Here is a 15,801-nt window from a genome sequence, read left to right as displayed (position 1 = left end):
TTGTGACAGAGGTAACATTGACAGACGTAAATGAAGCAGCTAAGCAAATTGATACACTACAAAATCAGTTGCAACAATGGGCTAAAGAGTATTATGAAAATGATGCACCTACTGTTGAAGATGCTGAGTATGATCAAGCCTATAAACGTTTAGAAGACTTAGAAGCTGCTTTCCCAGAATTAATTCTGGCAGACTCTATTACCCAACAAGTTGGTGGACAACAAGTAAAGTCGGAATTACCAAAAGTAGCACATGAAGTGCCAATGTTGTCATTGGGTGATGTTTTTTCCTTCGATGAATTAAATAATTGGATGACGAACACCCAAAAATCATTTACTGAAGCTTTATCCTATAATGCTGAATTGAAAATTGACGGTCTTGCAATTAGTTTGATTTATGAGAATGGTAAATTAGTACAAGCTTCTACTCGTGGCGATGGTAATGTTGGGGAAGATGTTACCAAAAACATTAAACAAATTAATGGCATTCCAAGTCAATTAAATGAGCCCATTTCTATTGAAGTTCGAGGCGAAGTTTACATGCCTAAAGCAGCATTTGTTTCTTTAAATGACAGTCGTGAGCGTGATGGGTTGCCAACATTTGCCAATCCAAGAAATGCTGCTGCTGGTTCATTACGACAATTAAATCCTAAAATTACAAAACAAAGAGGCTTATCAGCATTCTTTTATCAAGCAGTAGATGCGACCAGCATTTTGGACGTGACAAGTCAATCCGCTTTATTAGAACGATTAAATGGACTGGGATTACCAACTAATTCAACTAACACTGTCATAACCACCTTGGCTGACGTTGAATCATATATTATTTCGCAGACTAACAATCGTGATAGTTTATCATATGGCATTGACGGTATCGTAATTAAAGTAAATAACTTGCATTATCATGAAGAACTAGGAAATACTGTTAAAGTACCAAAATGGGCAATTGCGTATAAGTTCCCGCCTGAAGAGGCGCAAACAACTATTTTAAATATTGAATGGACAGTTGGTCGTACTGGTGCAGTTACACCAACAGCAGTTATGACACCGGTGCAGTTAGCAGGCACAACAGTCGCACGAGCTTCCTTACATAATGCTGATTATTTAAAATCTAAGGACATTCGCATTGGTGACACTGTGACTTTGCATAAAGCAGGCGACATCATTCCTGAAGTTGGTAAAGTACTTTTAGACAAACGTCCTGCTGATAGTGTTGATTATGAGCTGCCAACAACATGCCCAGCCTGTCAACAAGAACTTGTGCATGTTGATGGTGAAGTTGCAATGCGTTGTATTAATCCAGCGTGCCCAGCACAAGTAAAAGAATCCTTAACACATTTTGCTTCACGTAATGCAATGAATATTGATGGGCTAGGTCCTAAGATTATTACGCAGTTATTATCACGTGATTTAGTTACAGCGGTTACCGATTTATATCGTTTAACTTATGATGATTTGATTGTATTAGATAAATTTGGTGATACAGCAACAAATAATTTATTAAATGCTATTAATACATCCAAAACAAACTCTGTTGAACGCTTATTATTTGGTTTAGGTATTCGTAATGTGGGGGCTAAAGCTGCTAAAACAATTGCTGCTAAATTTGGTGATCTTAAATCGATTGCACAAACCACAGCAGAAGAAATTGCTGAAATTCCAGGTATTGGATTGACAATTGGTGATAGTATTACGCAATATTTTGCTACCAAACAAGCACAACGCTTAATAAATGATTTGTCGGAGTTAGGTGTTAATTTGACATATACTTCTCAAGTGCTTGCGGTTGAAAATCCACAGTTTTCAAGTAAAAAAATTGTGCTAACTGGCTCATTATCTTTATTTTCACGACGTGAGGCAACTGCATGGTTAGAATCACAAGGTGCAGTAGTTGCCAGTTCAGTATCTAAAAAAACTGACTTATTAATAGCTGGTGAAAACGCCGGTTCCAAATTATCAAAAGCACAAGACTTAGGCATTGAAATTTGGTCAGAAAAACAATTACGTGATACTATGGATGATAGTGGTAATGAACAAAATGTGCTAAACTAATAGGCAGTTTAGACGATTAAAGGAGAACACGTATGCGTGCAGTAAAATGGATTTCCTCAGTTGTTGCTGTTATTGTGCTGATTTCGGCATTAGTTTTCTTTGGGAATTTCTTCTCTAAGAATTCTTCTTCTGTTTCAAACACACATAATAATAAAACAGCGCCTGCAACAACGAAGTCAAATTCAAAAAAAGGGATTCAAGTAACTAGTAAAAATGACAACTCATCTTATCAAACAGTAATTAAGAATGGTCGTTACCTAACTAGTAAAGCGCGTGGTGTTACAGCATCACAAGAAAGCAATACTTTTAATCAAGTTAGTTTTGAAAATGGCTTACTAAATTTTTCAAAGGAACACTTTAGTACATCAAAGTATATTTTCCAAGAAGGACAATTTTTGATAGCTAATCAAGCTAATGAATGGTTAGGTCGTCAATCTGATGATAATAAAGACGGACTAAACCCTCGTGATAATGGTAAATTTAACAACGAACGTAACCCAATTTATCTACAAACTATTGAAGAACAAGACTTCATGACTAAAGAGGGTAACAATCTTAAACTCCATGGTATTGTTCTTGGTCTAGCAATGAATACACAAGATACCTATCAAAAAGAACAATACGGTGCTAATTTTACCCAAGACATTAGTAAGGATGATCGTATTAAACAAGGTCAAAATATGGCTAATGAAATTGTTAAGCGTTACCGTAATATAAATGGTATTAGTAATGACACACCAATTTATGTTGCAATGTACGCACAAGCAAAAGATGATTCATTGGCAGGTGGTAATTTTTATAGTTGGAATGTTTCAAAGTCAGGTGATAGCTTAAGTAATTGGACAAATATTGATAATCAAACTGTTGTTTTACCAATGCAAGAAAGTACAGCTGATGATAAGTCTGTTAGTGCCAAGCTTAATTCAAGCTTTGTTAACTTCTCAAATAACATTGAAGGTTTCTTCCCTAACTTGTCTTCTGTTACGGGACAAGCCTCATACGATGGTAATAATTTAGAAGGTCTAATTGTTTCAATTTCAACACAGTTCTATTCAGCAACTGAAATTGAAAGTTTCGCTAATTATATTGCACAAAGCGCACCAAATTACTTACCTAGTGGTGTACCAATTAAAATTAAAATTGAAGCATCGACAGGTATGCAAGCATACTTAACTAAGAGCGCTGATAGTGATAAATATAAAGTTACTATTTTAGGTTCATACTAATGCAAGAAAAAGTCACAGAAATGTGGCTTTTTTTCTTGCATTTCTATACTGAGACACGTAATATGATTAAAATGTTTATTTTATTAGGAGGAATAAATCAATGGGAATGCATCAATATTTATCTGGCCTAAATGAGTTAGAAATGATTTCACGTGCACCTGGATATTTTAAATATCAACCACACTCGGTTGCTGCCCATTCGTGGAAAGTTACTCAAGCAGCTCAGTTTCTTGGGGACATTGAAGAAGCTAGTGGGAATGAGGTTGATTGGCGTATGTTATATGAAAAGGCGCTAAATCATGATATTACAGAACGCTTTATTGGTGATATCCGAACTCCTGTTAAATATGCATCAGCTACATTGCGTCATATGTTAGCTGACGTTGAAGATACGTTGTCTGATAACTTTATTCGCACAGAAATACCCAAAGAGCTCCAAGCTGTGTATACGCGTCGTTTACACGAAGGAAAAGATGATACCTTAGAAGGGCGTATTTTATCTGTTGCTGACAAAGTTGACTTATTATACGAAGCATTCGGTGAACTACAAAAAGGTAATCCAGAACCTGTATTCACTGAAATATACAAGGAAAGCTTGGAAACAATTTTTGCTTTCCGTGACTTGCCTAGTGTCGCTTACTTTATTAAGGAAGTCTTGCCTGAACTGTTAAATGAACAATTCCCAGGATCCGAAAAATTACAACGTATTTATATTGGTATTTTTAATGCTGATTAATAGCTATTTTGTTATATAATAACGTTAGCGTACACAATTCATAATAAAAAGGCAGCTGAAACATCATTTACCGCCTCAGCTGCTCTTTTTATTTTTAAGGGGGGATAAGTTTAATGATTACTCGTCATGAAGATAATAAATATGAACTAGCGTCTAGGTATCAGCCTACTGGTGATCAGCCCAAGGCAATTACAAAATTAATTAACGGTTTAAGTAATGGCGTAAAAGAACAAATTTTGCTTGGTGCTACCGGGACAGGAAAAACGTTTACTATTTCCAATGTTATCGCTCAAGCAAATAAACCTGTTTTAGTTTTATCACATAATAAAACCTTAGCAGGTCAATTATATGGTGAGTTCAAAGAATTTTTTCCAAACAATGCAGTTGAATATTTTGTTTCATATTATGACTATTATCAGCCTGAAGCTTATGTACCTTCATCTGATACATATATTGAAAAGGATTCTTCTATTAATGATGAAATTGATAAGTTACGTAATTCAGCAACAGCATCTTTATTGGCTCGTAATGATACTATTGTTGTTGCATCAGTATCATCTATTTTTGGATTAGGTAGTCCAGAACAATATCATGACCACGTAATCAATGTAAGAGTGGGTGATATACTAGAACGAAATGATTTAATGCATCGATTAATTGATATTCAATTTCAGCGTAATGATATTGATTTTCAACGTGGCCGTTTTCGGGCACGTGGTGATGTGTTAGAAATATTCCCAGCTTCCTCTGACGCGAAAGCTTTACGCATTGAATTCTTTGGTGATGAAGTTGATCGTATTAGAGAAATTGATTCATTAACTGGTGAAGTGACAGCAGAATTAGATTTGGCGACAATTTTCCCGGCAACACATTTTATGACCAACGAAGATATCCGCGCACGTGCTCTAAAAACAATTCAAGCCGAACTTGATGATCAATTAAAGCATCTTGAAGGCGAAGGTAAATTACTTGAGGCACAACGTCTAAAACAACGTACTGAGTACGATATTGAAATGATTCGTGAGATGGGATTTACGACTGGTATTGAAAATTATTCACGTCATATGGATGGGCGCGCACCTGGCGAGCCACCGTTCACATTACTAGACTTTTTCCCTGATGATTTTATTATTATTGTAGATGAATCACATGTCACAATGCCTCAAGTACGTGGCATGTACAAGGGGGACCGTGCGCGCAAAGAAACTTTGATTAATTATGGATTCCGTCTACCATCAGCGTTAGATAATCGACCTTTGCGTTTAGAAGAATTTGAAAAACATGTCAATCAAATTATTTATATGTCTGCCACCCCGGGTGATTATGAGAATGAACGTGTTGCAGAAGATAATGTGGCACAACAAATCATTCGACCAACTGGCTTGTTAGATCCTGATATTGAGGTACGACCAGTAATGGGCCAAATTGATGATTTAATTGGTGAAATCAATCAACGTGTTGAACAACAAGAACGAGTTTTCATAACGACATTAACTAAAAAAATGGCTGAAGATTTGACAGATTATTTAGAAGATGTAGGTATTAAAGTTAAATACCTACATTCAGATATCAAAACACTAGAACGAACAGAAATCATTCGTGATTTACGAATTGGTAAATTTGATGTACTAATTGGTATTAATTTGTTACGTGAAGGAATTGACGTACCTGAGGTATCATTAATCGCAATTCTTGATGCTGATAAGGAAGGCTTTTTACGTAATACACGTTCATTAATTCAAACAATTGGTCGTGCAGCTCGAAACGAACATGGGCATGTCATTATGTATGCAGATAATGTCACGGCATCTATGCAAGCAGCGATGGACGAAACAGCTCGTCGTCGCCGTATTCAAATGCAATATAATAAAGATCACAATATTGTGCCACATACTATAAAGAAAGATATTCGTGATTTAATTGCAATTAGTCATGGTGTAGAAAATAAAGATGACGAACAGGGAAGCTTTACTGAAGTTGCCTTTAAAGATATGGCTCGAGATGACCAAGAAGCAATGCTTGCTAATTTAGAGGACCAAATGCGTGCTGCTGCTAAACGTCTTGATTTTGAAGATGCTGCTAATTTACGCGACACCGTTATGGAATTAAAATTGCAAATAGGTAAATAAAAAAGAAGTATTGTCATTTGTAAATGCGCCATGCCTATCAAATAATAGTTGATAAGCATGGCGTCTTTTTACTAATGACAATACTTCTAGTTGATGTGTTACTTTTTCTTTTTTGGAAAATTTTCTAATGTTTTTTGAATATGTTCTTGTGCATCACTGATTCTATCTAAATGTGGTTTGTTTTTAAAATTTAATTTATTAACTTGAATTTGTAAGTCATCGACAAGTTTATTGATATTAACCATCGAATCTTGAATATCTGAAATTGATTCTTTGAGATTATCAACAGCCTCTTTTTCAGATTGAATGGCATCTTTCACACTATGAAAACGATTCTTTGCTCTTTCAAACATAATTAATCCTTTTTAAATTGATCAGCAATTTTTTGCGCACGGGCTTGATAAATTTGTTCTGTCATATCATCTGTATGGTCTAATACGGGAATATCAAAGCCATCATCTTCATAACGGGGTAACAAATGGAAATGCGAATGAAATACTGATTGACCAGCGTACTCACCATTATTATTAATAATATTTAATCCTACGATGCGCTCATCACTAGCTTTAATAGCTTGTGCAATTTTTGGTAAAACACCCAAAACTTGTGCTGCTAATTCATCATCATATTCGAAAATATCAGCAACATGTTTTTTAGGAACAACTAGTGTATGTCCAGGTGTTGCTTGAGTTAAATCTAGGAATGCTAGTACATTATCATCTTCATATACTTTGTATGAGGGTATGCTACCATCAATAATTTTATCAAATATATCTGACATATTTATATTCCTCCTCTAATTAACTTCATTATACATTTAATTAGAGTTTCTGTCTGGTATAAATATGTGGTTATTTTTTGTTAAAATAGAGTAAACGATAAGAAATACAGGTAATTATTATGAGTTTAAAAATTAAAAATTTATCAGGTGGATATGGTCAATTAACCGTCTTAAAAGATGTTAGTTTTACAGTACCAGATGGTACGCTAACTGCCTTAGTTGGGCTTAATGGATCTGGAAAATCAACAACCATTAACCATATTATCGGGTTATTAAATCCTAAACAAGGGGACATTACGTTAAACGACTACTTATTGACGCAAAAACCAATCACCTACAAGGCACAAATTGCGTACATTCCCGAACAACCCGTTGTTTATGAAGAGTTAACGCTTAAAGAACATTTATCATTAACAATGGCTGCTTATCATCTTGATGAAAAAGTTGCTTGGCAACGCGCTGATAAACTGCTTAAAATGTTTCGCTTAGAGGATAAACTAAACTGGTTTCCAACACATTTTTCAAAAGGTATGCGCCAAAAAGTAATGATTGTGATGGCTTTTATTACTGACGCAAAACTATTTATTATTGATGAACCTTTTTTGGGACTTGATGTCATCGCTGTCAATGATTTACTTGCTCTAATTGATGAACGCAAACAACAGGGGGTAACATTCTTACTTACTACGCATGTTTTACATACAATTGAAAAACATGCCGATCAATTTGTTTATTTAAAAGACGGTCAGGTAGCTGCACAAGGGGCAATGACAGATTTTGCAACTCTTGTACCAGAACTAACTGTAGATGAGGGCTAGGCATTATGAAACTAACCCACTTATTTAAATACCGTTACAATAACCGTTGGCAAGCATATTTTAAATATCTCCGCTATGTCTTTAACGATCATGCAGTATTAGCATTATTTTTCTTGCTTGGTGCAGCTGGTCTAGCTTATCAATCATTATGGCAAACAACTGTCATTAATTTATGGACACAAACAATATTAATCATTGTTATTTTATTAACCCTGACAATTTTTAAAGAACCTGCTAATTTCACAAAACCCGCTGATGCAACAACCCTTTTAGGTGATGAAAAGGCATTAAGACATATGCTCAAGCAAGCCACTTATTATAGTATGATTATTAATGGTGTTGTAGAGGGGGGGCTTATTTTAATCCTTTGGCCTATGATTTTTAGATTGTTTACACATTCAATTTTAATAATGACTTGTTTGACATTTTTATTAATTCTATTAAAAATGCTGTTAACATATCGGATTGCTCGACGGAACATGCAATTTGAAAATCAAAGTAATACTAAATTGATTAATTGGCGCCGGTTGATTACTGCTGAAGAAGCCCACCAATTTATTGTGTTATCATTTTATAATTTATTTATTGATGTACCTGGTATTACACCAAGGGTTAAACGTCAAAAATGGGCTGACATACTGATTAAGTATTGGCCAGAAAACAAGAACCTACAATTAACAAAGCTTTTTGTCACAGCATTTATACGACGAACACAATACATTAAGTTATGGTTACGTCTAACATTAATTGGCGTTGGTGTTGCTTGGTTTACAACTGGATGGCTACAAACTATTTTGTTAATGATTTTATTGTATTTACTAGTCCTTCAATTAATACCATTATACGATGTTCATCAGCACATAGTCTTTAATTTTTTATATCCAATTACACAGAAACAACGACTAAGAGCATTCCAGCTTGCTATCTTGCCTTGGATTGTGACAACACTAATTATCTGGTTAATGGTTGTATTTATAACGACGTTTAATCTTAATTTGTTAATACAAAATATTTTAAGCCTTGTCCTATTAGGGTGCATTTTGGTATTCTGGTATACGGAACAAAAAACTACTAGAAACACACAAAGGAGACACACTCGTGCGTTTACGAAATAAAAAATGGGCTCAGCCTTGGTTAGAGAACCATACTGATCTTGTTATTGATCAAGAACATGCTGTTGCCCTTAAAGGTAATTGGCAAAACATCTTTGCAAAAAAGCAACCTTTACAAATTGAAATTGGCACTGGAAAAGGTCAATTTATTATTGGCATGGCTAAAAAGTATCCTGAAATTAATTTTATCGGTATGGAAATTCAAGAAGCTGCTATCGCTGTTGCAGCTCGAAAAGCTGATGAAGATGAAGCATCATTACCAAACTTAAAATTCATTTATGGTGATGGTGCTGGTGTGGATACTTATTTTGCAAAGGGGGAAGTAAGTAAACTATTCCTTAATTTTTCTGATCCATGGCCTAAAAATCGTCATGAAACTCGTCGGTTAACTTATAAAAGTTTCCTAAAAAGCTATCAAGCTGTCTTACCAGCAGGTGGTGAAATCGAATTTAAAACGGATAACCGTGGCCTTTTTGAATATTCACTATATTCATTTGCAAATTATGGCATCAAATTTGATCCAACTGGTATTTCATTGAATCTACATGAAGATACCGATAAAATGGTCAACAATGTCGAAACTGAATATGAAGAAAAATTCTCATCTAGAGGTTTCCCCATTTATAAATTTATTGGGTCATTTAATTAACTAATCACCGTAAAATAAAAAACACCAGCTTAATACTGGGCATTGAGGTGTTCCCCGAAAGTTAAATTTTTACTTTCGGGGAACACCTCACATCAAGCCCTAATATTAAGCTGGTGTTTTTTATAACATCATTATTATTCAGGTAGGGTTACTGGCACTTCAGTAACAACGCGAATCGTAACGGTTGTTTTCGTTTTTGACCATTGCGCTTCAGTACCACATTCGCTTAACTGTTGTATTTGTTGTGCTAAAAATCCTGTTTCCAATGAGAAACTTGCATCTAAATTATTTTCTAAACGTTCTTTGATAACAGGTCCATCTAATATCCAAGTTTGTTCAATTGATTTTTGATCGGTTTTAGTTAAATTGCCGAAACCAGCTGAGATAAAGAAACGTTGTATGTCATCAATACTAGTTAGTTTAAATTTCATTGCCAATGATTTACCAGCCCAATAAATAATTTCAGATTCATCATTTTGTAATAATTCAGGTAACAAATAATCACGCAATAAGATCAAAGAAAAGTTATCAAACTCTTGGTTTTGTATGGATTCTGTCATGATTTACTCCTTTTTACATTCACAGATAATTATAGTGTATTCATAGGTTATTTGCCAATAGTTTACATGAGTGTTACAATAAAAATCTTGAAAGGATGGCACGTTACATGGTTTTACCGTATAATCCCTTAAATAATAGTACACTTGGTTTAGTTACTGGTGATTTGATGGCACAACAAGTTGATGGTCATGACACATCTTGGAGTGGCGACTCTGCGCTAACATTAGCAACAATTAGTAGCTTGTCACATGGTTACAGTTTAACCGATTTGATGGATCGATATTTAAACTGGTATCAATCTGGTGAATATAATAATCAAAATAAACGACCAAAAAAAGTTGGTGAAACAACGTTTTTTGCCTTAAATAAATATGCACATACCAAAGATCCGTTTAATTCAGGTGGTCGTGACATATCTGACAATGGTAATGGCGCTTTAATGCATATTACACCCGTAATTTTATATCTTCGCGCCAAGTATGGTGAAGATTTTATTTTACATGATCCGGCTATGTTAGTTTTGCATCAAGTTACTGGGTTGACTCATAATCATCCCCAATCATTGATTGCTAGTGGCATTTATGCCTTAATCATTAATAACTTATTACAAAATATTCCACCTGTAGAAGCAGTTGATTTAGCCGTCAGCAGCTCTTATGAGTATTATGCGCAACACAAAATTTTTGTAGATCACTTATCCGCATTTCAAGGTTTAAATAAACCTGATTTAAAAAGTGTGGCTGAAAATTCATTACGAACATCAGGCTACGTAGTAGATACGTTAGAAGCCGCAATTTGGGTTATCCTGAATAGTAACAGTTTTAAAGAGGCATTAGACCTGGCTAAATCATTACCAGGTGAGCCTCAATGTGTTATGCCATTAGTTGGCGCATTAGCAGGCGTTTTATATCATCAAGAACTTATTGAAGGTATTGATGATCCTATATTTGAACCCGTTCTGAAAGTACTTAAAATAGCTGAGCAAAGTCATAATTTTAATTAAGTATTAAAGTAAAGTTGGCTTATAACCATCTTTTTTTAAATTTATATTGTTAGGAAAGAAGGTATCAACAATCTAATGGACGCATTAGTTAGTAGTATTACCGGCGTTTTAATGATCTTAGGTTTGGTTGCCCTAGGATTTTTTTTGGTCAAAGGAGGAATATTTAACGATGATGATGGGCGCATCAGCAATTTTTTATCTGGTTTCATTACCAAAGTTGCAATGCCAGCGTACTTAATCGTACATATTCCACAAGACTTTACACCTAAAACATTAATAGCGATGGGCGGAAATCTATTTTTTCCCATTGCTAGTATGCTGTTATTACTAGTCTTATCATTTTTTATCGTCAAGTTAATCCATGTAGATCCTAAACATAGGGGGCTTTTTCAGTCATTATTGTTTAATTCCAATACAATTACAGTTGGACTACCAGTCAATATGGCCTTATTTGGTACAAAAAGTCTGCCATACATTTTAATTTATTATATGGCGAATACCACTATTTTTTGGACTATTGGTGTTTATATGATTTCTATCGATGGTAATCACAGCAAACACTTCAATTGGCGTGAAACTTTATCAGGTATCTTTAATCCACCAATGGTTGCGCTAGTCATTTCATTGGCATTTGTATTCTTAAACATTAAATTACCACCTTTTTTAGTGACAGATTTAACTGAATTAGGTAATACTAATGTGCCATTAGCGCTTATCTTTATTGGTTTTGCGATTGCCAAAACACCACGTAAAGACTTGTTACCTAACCTAGAAACAATAACCTTATCTTTAAGTCGATTTGTTTTAGCTCCCATAACAATGGCATTGATTATGCTGCCTTTTGATTTACCTGTCTTGCTAAAACAAGTATTCATCGTACAAGCAGCCATGCCTGCGATGACCAATGCTGCTATTATGGCATTACATTATAATGCTGACTATAAGTTTGCCTCTATTACCATTACTCAGACAACTTTATTAATGTTAATCGTTATTCCAATAATTATGTTCATTATTACGTAATTTATAAGTACAGACTGTGGTTGTTCTCTCATGAACAACCACTTTTTTTATACAAAATAACATTCAATATACAATTTATATGTATATTTTCTCTTTTTTAATCTTTTTTATTGTCATATATTGCATATTTTTACATTTATTGTTAGTATGATGATAACATTATCAAATATTTTTTTGGGGACTATTATGATGAATACAATACAAACACAGCTTTACTATGCAGACTGGTTAAAAGACTTAAAAAATTTACTAGCAATTCCCTCCGTTCGTGATGATGCGTTAGCCACTATAGATGCACCTTATGGTCCAGGACCAAAAGCTGCATTAGATTTCATGATGGCTATTGCTGAGCGTGATGGCTTTGAAAATATTGGCACTGTGGGGAACAGAGCTGGTTTTATCTATGTTGGACCAGAAAATGATACACAACCTATTGGTGTCATCGTCCATGTTGATGTGGTTCCCGTTAATGATCTTGATCAATGGCAAACAGATCCATTTACGCCAACAGTTAAAACAGATAATCACTTATATGCACGCGGTGCTGATGATATGAAGTCAACTGTTATGTTAACTTATTATGCAATTAAGGCCATTCAAGATGCAAAAATACCATTGAAACATCAAATCCGTTTTATCATTGGTACCGATGAAGAAAGTGAATGGGCTGATATGCACCAATATTTTGCAGAAGAGGGTCCTTTGCATTACGGATTTTCTCCTGATGGTTCAGCCAATTTATCATATGGGGAAAAGGGGATTAGTCAATTAGATTTATACTTTGATTCTTCAAATAATGCTGATAATCCGGTACAACTTTTGAATTTTCATAGCGGTACTGCAACCAATGTGCTTCCTGGGTTTGCAACTGCAACGGTAGCTGGTATTGAGGTTGATACATTACAACCACTGTATAATCATTATCTTAAAACGGTAAACTTATCTGGAAATATTAGTGCTGTAGATGATTTTGTGAAACTTAACTTACAAGGTGTTGCAACCCATGCTGCTCGACCTGAAACTGGTAAAAATGCTGCAACCTACTTAGCTCATTTTTTAAATAACTTTGATTTTAGTAGCAATGCAACTAAATTTTTACAATTTATTGGTCAGACTCTACATGAAGATCCATTTGGTGAGAAGTCAGGATATGGTAAAGCAGAACCGAAATTAGGTAAAACTAGTCAAAATATTGGTATTACGGATTTTGTTGCGACTAAAACAGGGCACATCAACCTAAACTTCCGTTATTCATTAGCCTTTAATGAACCCAAAACTGTTAAACAAATATTACAAGATGAACCATGGTTATCTAAAATCACGCGTGATCCAGCAGGTTTAACACCACATTATGTTAGTCAGGATAATAAATTGGTTACTTTATTAGCGCAAGCATATCAATCAATTACAGGTGAGTTACCAAAACAAGGAATTAATGGTGGCGCTTCATTTGGTCGTTTAATGCCTAACGGTGTCGGCTTTGGTATTATTCCAACATCTGAACCTTCTCTAGCCCATCAAGCTAATGAATCATTTAACTTAGACAACTATGATACAGGTATGCATCTTTTAATTGCAGAAATCTTAGCACTAGCCGATAACTTATAATTAATATTGACCCGCATTAAAACCCATGTCATAATTAAATAACAATTAAATAATTTACTAGGGGAGCATTCTGCTGAGACGATTTACTATCGGACCCTTTGAACCTGTTTAGTTAGTGCTAACGAAGGAAAGTAATGGTAAAATGCGATTTAGAACACAGAGACCAGATATTTCCTGGTAGCTGTGTTTTTTTATTGTCATATTTGGGAGGAAATCATGTTAGAAGTACCACAAGTTATTACAATTGCATCAACTGATTCAAGTGGCGGTGCCGGCATTAATGCTGATTTAAAAACTTTTCACAATCAACAAGTTTATGCCGCAACGATTGTCGTAGGTTTAACTGCTCAAAACACATATGGTGTCCAAAACCAGTATGCAATTCCAACAGATTTTATTAGTGAACAGTTTAAAAGTATTGCTGATGATTTAAACATCAAAGCTGCCAAAACAGGTGCATTATTAGATGCAAATCGTGTTCATATCGTTGCGAAAGAGTGGCGACATTATGAGCTAGGAAAACTAGTGATTGATCCTGTTATGGTAGCTAAAGGTGGGGCGCAATTATTAAGCGATGAGGCAATTTCGACGATGATTAACGAATTAATTCCCCAAGCATATTTAATCACACCTAATTTACCTGAAGCCCAAGTTCTTGTTAATCAAACTATCATAACAGATGATGATGTTAAGCAAGCTGCCAAAAAAATTCAAAAAATGGGCGCTAAAAACGTCTTAATTAAAGGCGGTCATCGCAGTAATTCTGAAAACAACTATGCAGATTATATTTTATATGAAGATGGTTCTTTTGAATGGCTCGTCATGCCTGGTGTTAATACAAACCGTACACATGGTACAGGTGATACCTTATCAGCCTTTATTACGGCCAATTTAGCCAAAGGATATGACCTTAAAATAATTATGCCAAAAGCTAAAAAGTTTACTTATGAAGCCATTCGACAAACAATTAATGTTGGTCATGGACACGGACCATTAAATCATTGGGTTAAAACAACCATGGAGAGTGAATAATGAAATTTCACAATTATTTATTAAAACAAGCTGAACCAATATTAAATGACATTTATCAATCATCATTTGTAAAGGGCATTGGTTTTAATAATTTATCACAGCAACAACGCGATTATTATGTTGCACAAGATAGTTATTATACAGATGAATTTAGTCATTTATTTGATTTGACGATTACTAAATTAACAACAGAGCAACAAAGTACACAACCACAAACTTTAGACGAAACAGTAGCGCATGATGCTCTATTAGCTAGTCCAAATATGCTTAATATCCCACCAGATGATCATAATTTAGCTTATTTAGACCATATGAAAACAGAAATTATGTCTGGTGACGCAACTAATGCAATGTTGGCTCTATTACCATGTACTGAATCATATCATCTCATTGGTAAGCGTTATTTAAATACGACCGCTCATAACACTTATTCACCTTGGTTAGAGTACTACACGAGCTCAGCATACCAAGATTTTACACAGTGGAGTTGGCAAGTTATTGATGCTCAGATACCTGATTGGCAAAAATTACCAGTAAATGACCAAAAACGTTATTTAAATACTTATTTAACTTCGTATCAGTTTGAATTATCATTTTGGGAACATGCTGCCCAACAATAAACTATGCAATGAATGCTATAATAAAAATATGTTGATTACAGAAAAGGAGAAAATTTAAATGAATACATTAATTTCAGTCGCAATCGCACCATTTGGTGTTGGTGATGAACTAAGTAGTTATGTTGATGAAATCATTGGTGTCATTGAAACCTCTGGTCTAACATACAAAACAACAGCTATGGGCACGGAAATTGAAGGTGAATGGACTGATGTGATGAATACAGTTCAAAAAGCAATTGAAACATTAACTGATAAGGGTATTCGTGCTTATGTTTCTTTAAACGCTGATATTCGTCCAGGACATACAAATACTATTGAAACCAAATTGCAAAAGATTAATCATAAATTAGAAGGTTAAAAATAGCGCTACTAATCTGCCAAATTAGTAGCGCTATTTTTATAGTAAAAGCATTTTTTTCTTTTAATTATATATACATCATGTATATTATTTT

Annotated in this window: 16 protein-coding genes and 1 riboswitch; of the genes, 13 read left to right on the top strand and 3 right to left on the bottom strand. The window is 34.6% G+C overall.

Going from position 1 to position 15,801, the window contains the following annotated elements; genetic code table 11:
* Positions 1–2 precede the first annotated feature (2 nt).
* The 4 genes from ligA to uvrB all read left to right on the top strand — a co-directional run bounded on the left by ligA (position 3) and on the right by uvrB (position 6,142).
* Positions 3–2,051 carry an NAD-dependent DNA ligase LigA gene (gene ligA, locus G7Y65_RS03900; RefSeq protein ID WP_042494056.1) on the top strand — a complete coding sequence of 683 codons (2,049 nt, stop codon included), beginning with the start codon at positions 3–5 and terminating at the stop codon, positions 2,049–2,051.
* 32 nt (positions 2,052–2,083) lie between these two features.
* Complete coding sequence (locus G7Y65_RS03895; RefSeq protein ID WP_165314650.1) at positions 2,084–3,277, top strand: CamS family sex pheromone protein; 1,194 nt, start codon at positions 2,084–2,086, stop codon at positions 3,275–3,277.
* A 100-nt stretch (positions 3,278–3,377) separates the two neighbouring features.
* Entirely contained in the window at positions 3,378–4,013 is a 636-nt protein-coding gene (locus G7Y65_RS03890; protein WP_042494052.1) for a YfbR-like 5'-deoxynucleotidase, read from the top strand.
* Between the two features lie 113 nt (positions 4,014–4,126).
* The gene (gene uvrB, locus G7Y65_RS03885) at positions 4,127–6,142 is read left to right on the top strand and encodes an excinuclease ABC subunit UvrB (protein ID WP_042494051.1); all 2,016 of its coding nucleotides are present in this window, start codon (positions 4,127–4,129) and stop codon (positions 6,140–6,142) included.
* Positions 6,143–6,240: 98 nt separating this feature from the next.
* Here uvrB and G7Y65_RS03880 read toward each other — a convergent pair whose 3' ends face one another.
* Positions 6,241–6,495 (bottom strand): hypothetical protein, encoded by a 255-nt coding sequence (locus G7Y65_RS03880; RefSeq protein WP_165314649.1) that lies wholly within the window; start codon positions 6,493–6,495, stop codon positions 6,241–6,243.
* 2 nt (positions 6,496–6,497) lie between these two features.
* Positions 6,498–6,923 carry an HIT family protein gene (locus tag G7Y65_RS03875; RefSeq protein ID WP_042494049.1) on the bottom strand — a complete coding sequence of 142 codons (426 nt, stop codon included), beginning with the start codon at positions 6,921–6,923 and terminating at the stop codon, positions 6,498–6,500.
* A 119-nt stretch (positions 6,924–7,042) separates the two neighbouring features.
* Between G7Y65_RS03875 and G7Y65_RS03870 the strand changes: the two genes are divergently transcribed.
* From G7Y65_RS03870 to trmB, 3 genes are read left to right on the top strand one after another with little or no spacing between them, the layout of a single operon-like run.
* Complete coding sequence (locus G7Y65_RS03870) at positions 7,043–7,741, top strand: ABC transporter ATP-binding protein (protein ID WP_042494047.1); 699 nt, start codon at positions 7,043–7,045, stop codon at positions 7,739–7,741.
* 5 nt (positions 7,742–7,746) lie between these two features.
* Positions 7,747–8,856 (top strand): ABC transporter permease, encoded by a 1,110-nt coding sequence (locus G7Y65_RS03865; RefSeq protein ID WP_042494043.1) that lies wholly within the window; start codon positions 7,747–7,749, stop codon positions 8,854–8,856.
* Entirely contained in the window at positions 8,840–9,502 is a 663-nt protein-coding gene (gene trmB, locus G7Y65_RS03860; RefSeq protein WP_042494040.1) for a tRNA (guanosine(46)-N7)-methyltransferase TrmB, read from the top strand. The genes G7Y65_RS03865 and trmB overlap by 17 nt, the downstream gene beginning before the upstream one ends.
* A 134-nt stretch (positions 9,503–9,636) precedes the next feature.
* Here trmB and G7Y65_RS03855 read toward each other — a convergent pair whose 3' ends face one another.
* On the bottom strand, positions 9,637–10,062 hold the full coding sequence (locus G7Y65_RS03855; protein ID WP_052348448.1) for a DUF2507 domain-containing protein: 426 nt from the start codon (positions 10,060–10,062) through the stop codon (positions 9,637–9,639).
* A gap of 107 nt (positions 10,063–10,169) precedes the next feature.
* Here G7Y65_RS03855 and G7Y65_RS03850 point away from each other — a divergent pair, with 107 nt between their 5' ends.
* The 6 genes from G7Y65_RS03850 to G7Y65_RS03825 all read left to right on the top strand — a co-directional run bounded on the left by G7Y65_RS03850 (position 10,170) and on the right by G7Y65_RS03825 (position 15,707).
* Positions 10,170–11,066 carry an ADP-ribosylglycohydrolase family protein gene (locus tag G7Y65_RS03850; RefSeq protein ID WP_042494039.1) on the top strand — a complete coding sequence of 299 codons (897 nt, stop codon included), beginning with the start codon at positions 10,170–10,172 and terminating at the stop codon, positions 11,064–11,066.
* A 75-nt stretch (positions 11,067–11,141) separates the two neighbouring features.
* Positions 11,142–12,089, top strand: a complete 948-nt coding sequence (locus tag G7Y65_RS03845; RefSeq protein WP_165314648.1) for an AEC family transporter — start codon at positions 11,142–11,144, stop codon at positions 12,087–12,089.
* A 186-nt stretch (positions 12,090–12,275) separates the two neighbouring features.
* Positions 12,276–13,697 carry a Sapep family Mn(2+)-dependent dipeptidase gene (locus tag G7Y65_RS03840; protein WP_042494032.1) on the top strand — a complete coding sequence of 474 codons (1,422 nt, stop codon included), beginning with the start codon at positions 12,276–12,278 and terminating at the stop codon, positions 13,695–13,697.
* Positions 13,698–13,746: 49 nt separating this feature from the next.
* A riboswitch (TPP riboswitch) is annotated at positions 13,747–13,844 on the top strand.
* 69 nt (positions 13,845–13,913) lie between these two features.
* Positions 13,914–14,729: a bifunctional hydroxymethylpyrimidine kinase/phosphomethylpyrimidine kinase gene (thiD, locus tag G7Y65_RS03835; RefSeq protein WP_042494029.1), complete on the top strand. Its 816-nt coding sequence runs from the start codon at positions 13,914–13,916 to the stop codon at positions 14,727–14,729.
* Positions 14,729–15,349 carry a TenA family protein gene (locus G7Y65_RS03830; protein ID WP_052348446.1) on the top strand — a complete coding sequence of 207 codons (621 nt, stop codon included), beginning with the start codon at positions 14,729–14,731 and terminating at the stop codon, positions 15,347–15,349. The genes thiD and G7Y65_RS03830 overlap by 1 nt, the downstream gene beginning before the upstream one ends.
* Before the next feature lie 58 nt (positions 15,350–15,407).
* Positions 15,408–15,707 carry an MTH1187 family thiamine-binding protein gene (locus tag G7Y65_RS03825; RefSeq protein WP_042494026.1) on the top strand — a complete coding sequence of 100 codons (300 nt, stop codon included), beginning with the start codon at positions 15,408–15,410 and terminating at the stop codon, positions 15,705–15,707.
* Positions 15,708–15,801 lie beyond the last annotated feature (94 nt).

It is taken from the genome of Weissella sagaensis, from assembly GCF_010306265.1.
GTDB classification, from domain to species: Bacteria; Bacillota; Bacilli; order Lactobacillales; family Lactobacillaceae; genus Weissella; species Weissella sagaensis.
Note: the sequence above shows the minus strand (reverse complement) of the source record. Positions and strands in the feature narration are given on the sequence as shown.

Coding starts and splice junctions, on each gene's coding strand:
- G7Y65_RS03895 (WP_165314650.1), top strand. CDS start 2,084: ATGCGTGCAGTAAAATGGATTTCCTCAGTTGTTGCTGTTATTGTGCTG.
- G7Y65_RS03890 (WP_042494052.1), top strand. CDS start 3,378: ATGGGAATGCATCAATATTTATCTGGCCTAAATGAGTTAGAAATGATT.
- uvrB (WP_042494051.1), top strand. CDS start 4,127: ATGATTACTCGTCATGAAGATAATAAATATGAACTAGCGTCTAGGTAT.
- G7Y65_RS03880 (WP_165314649.1), bottom strand. CDS start 6,495: ATGTTTGAAAGAGCAAAGAATCGTTTTCATAGTGTGAAAGATGCCATT.
- G7Y65_RS03875 (WP_042494049.1), bottom strand. CDS start 6,923: ATGTCAGATATATTTGATAAAATTATTGATGGTAGCATACCCTCATAC.
- G7Y65_RS03870 (WP_042494047.1), top strand. CDS start 7,043: ATGAGTTTAAAAATTAAAAATTTATCAGGTGGATATGGTCAATTAACC.
- G7Y65_RS03865 (WP_042494043.1), top strand. CDS start 7,747: ATGAAACTAACCCACTTATTTAAATACCGTTACAATAACCGTTGGCAA.
- G7Y65_RS03855 (WP_052348448.1), bottom strand. CDS start 10,062: ATGACAGAATCCATACAAAACCAAGAGTTTGATAACTTTTCTTTGATC.
- G7Y65_RS03850 (WP_042494039.1), top strand. CDS start 10,170: ATGGTTTTACCGTATAATCCCTTAAATAATAGTACACTTGGTTTAGTT.
- G7Y65_RS03845 (WP_165314648.1), top strand. CDS start 11,142: ATGGACGCATTAGTTAGTAGTATTACCGGCGTTTTAATGATCTTAGGT.
- G7Y65_RS03840 (WP_042494032.1), top strand. CDS start 12,276: ATGATGAATACAATACAAACACAGCTTTACTATGCAGACTGGTTAAAA.
- thiD (WP_042494029.1), top strand. CDS start 13,914: ATGTTAGAAGTACCACAAGTTATTACAATTGCATCAACTGATTCAAGT.
- G7Y65_RS03830 (WP_052348446.1), top strand. CDS start 14,729: ATGAAATTTCACAATTATTTATTAAAACAAGCTGAACCAATATTAAAT.
- G7Y65_RS03825 (WP_042494026.1), top strand. CDS start 15,408: ATGAATACATTAATTTCAGTCGCAATCGCACCATTTGGTGTTGGTGAT.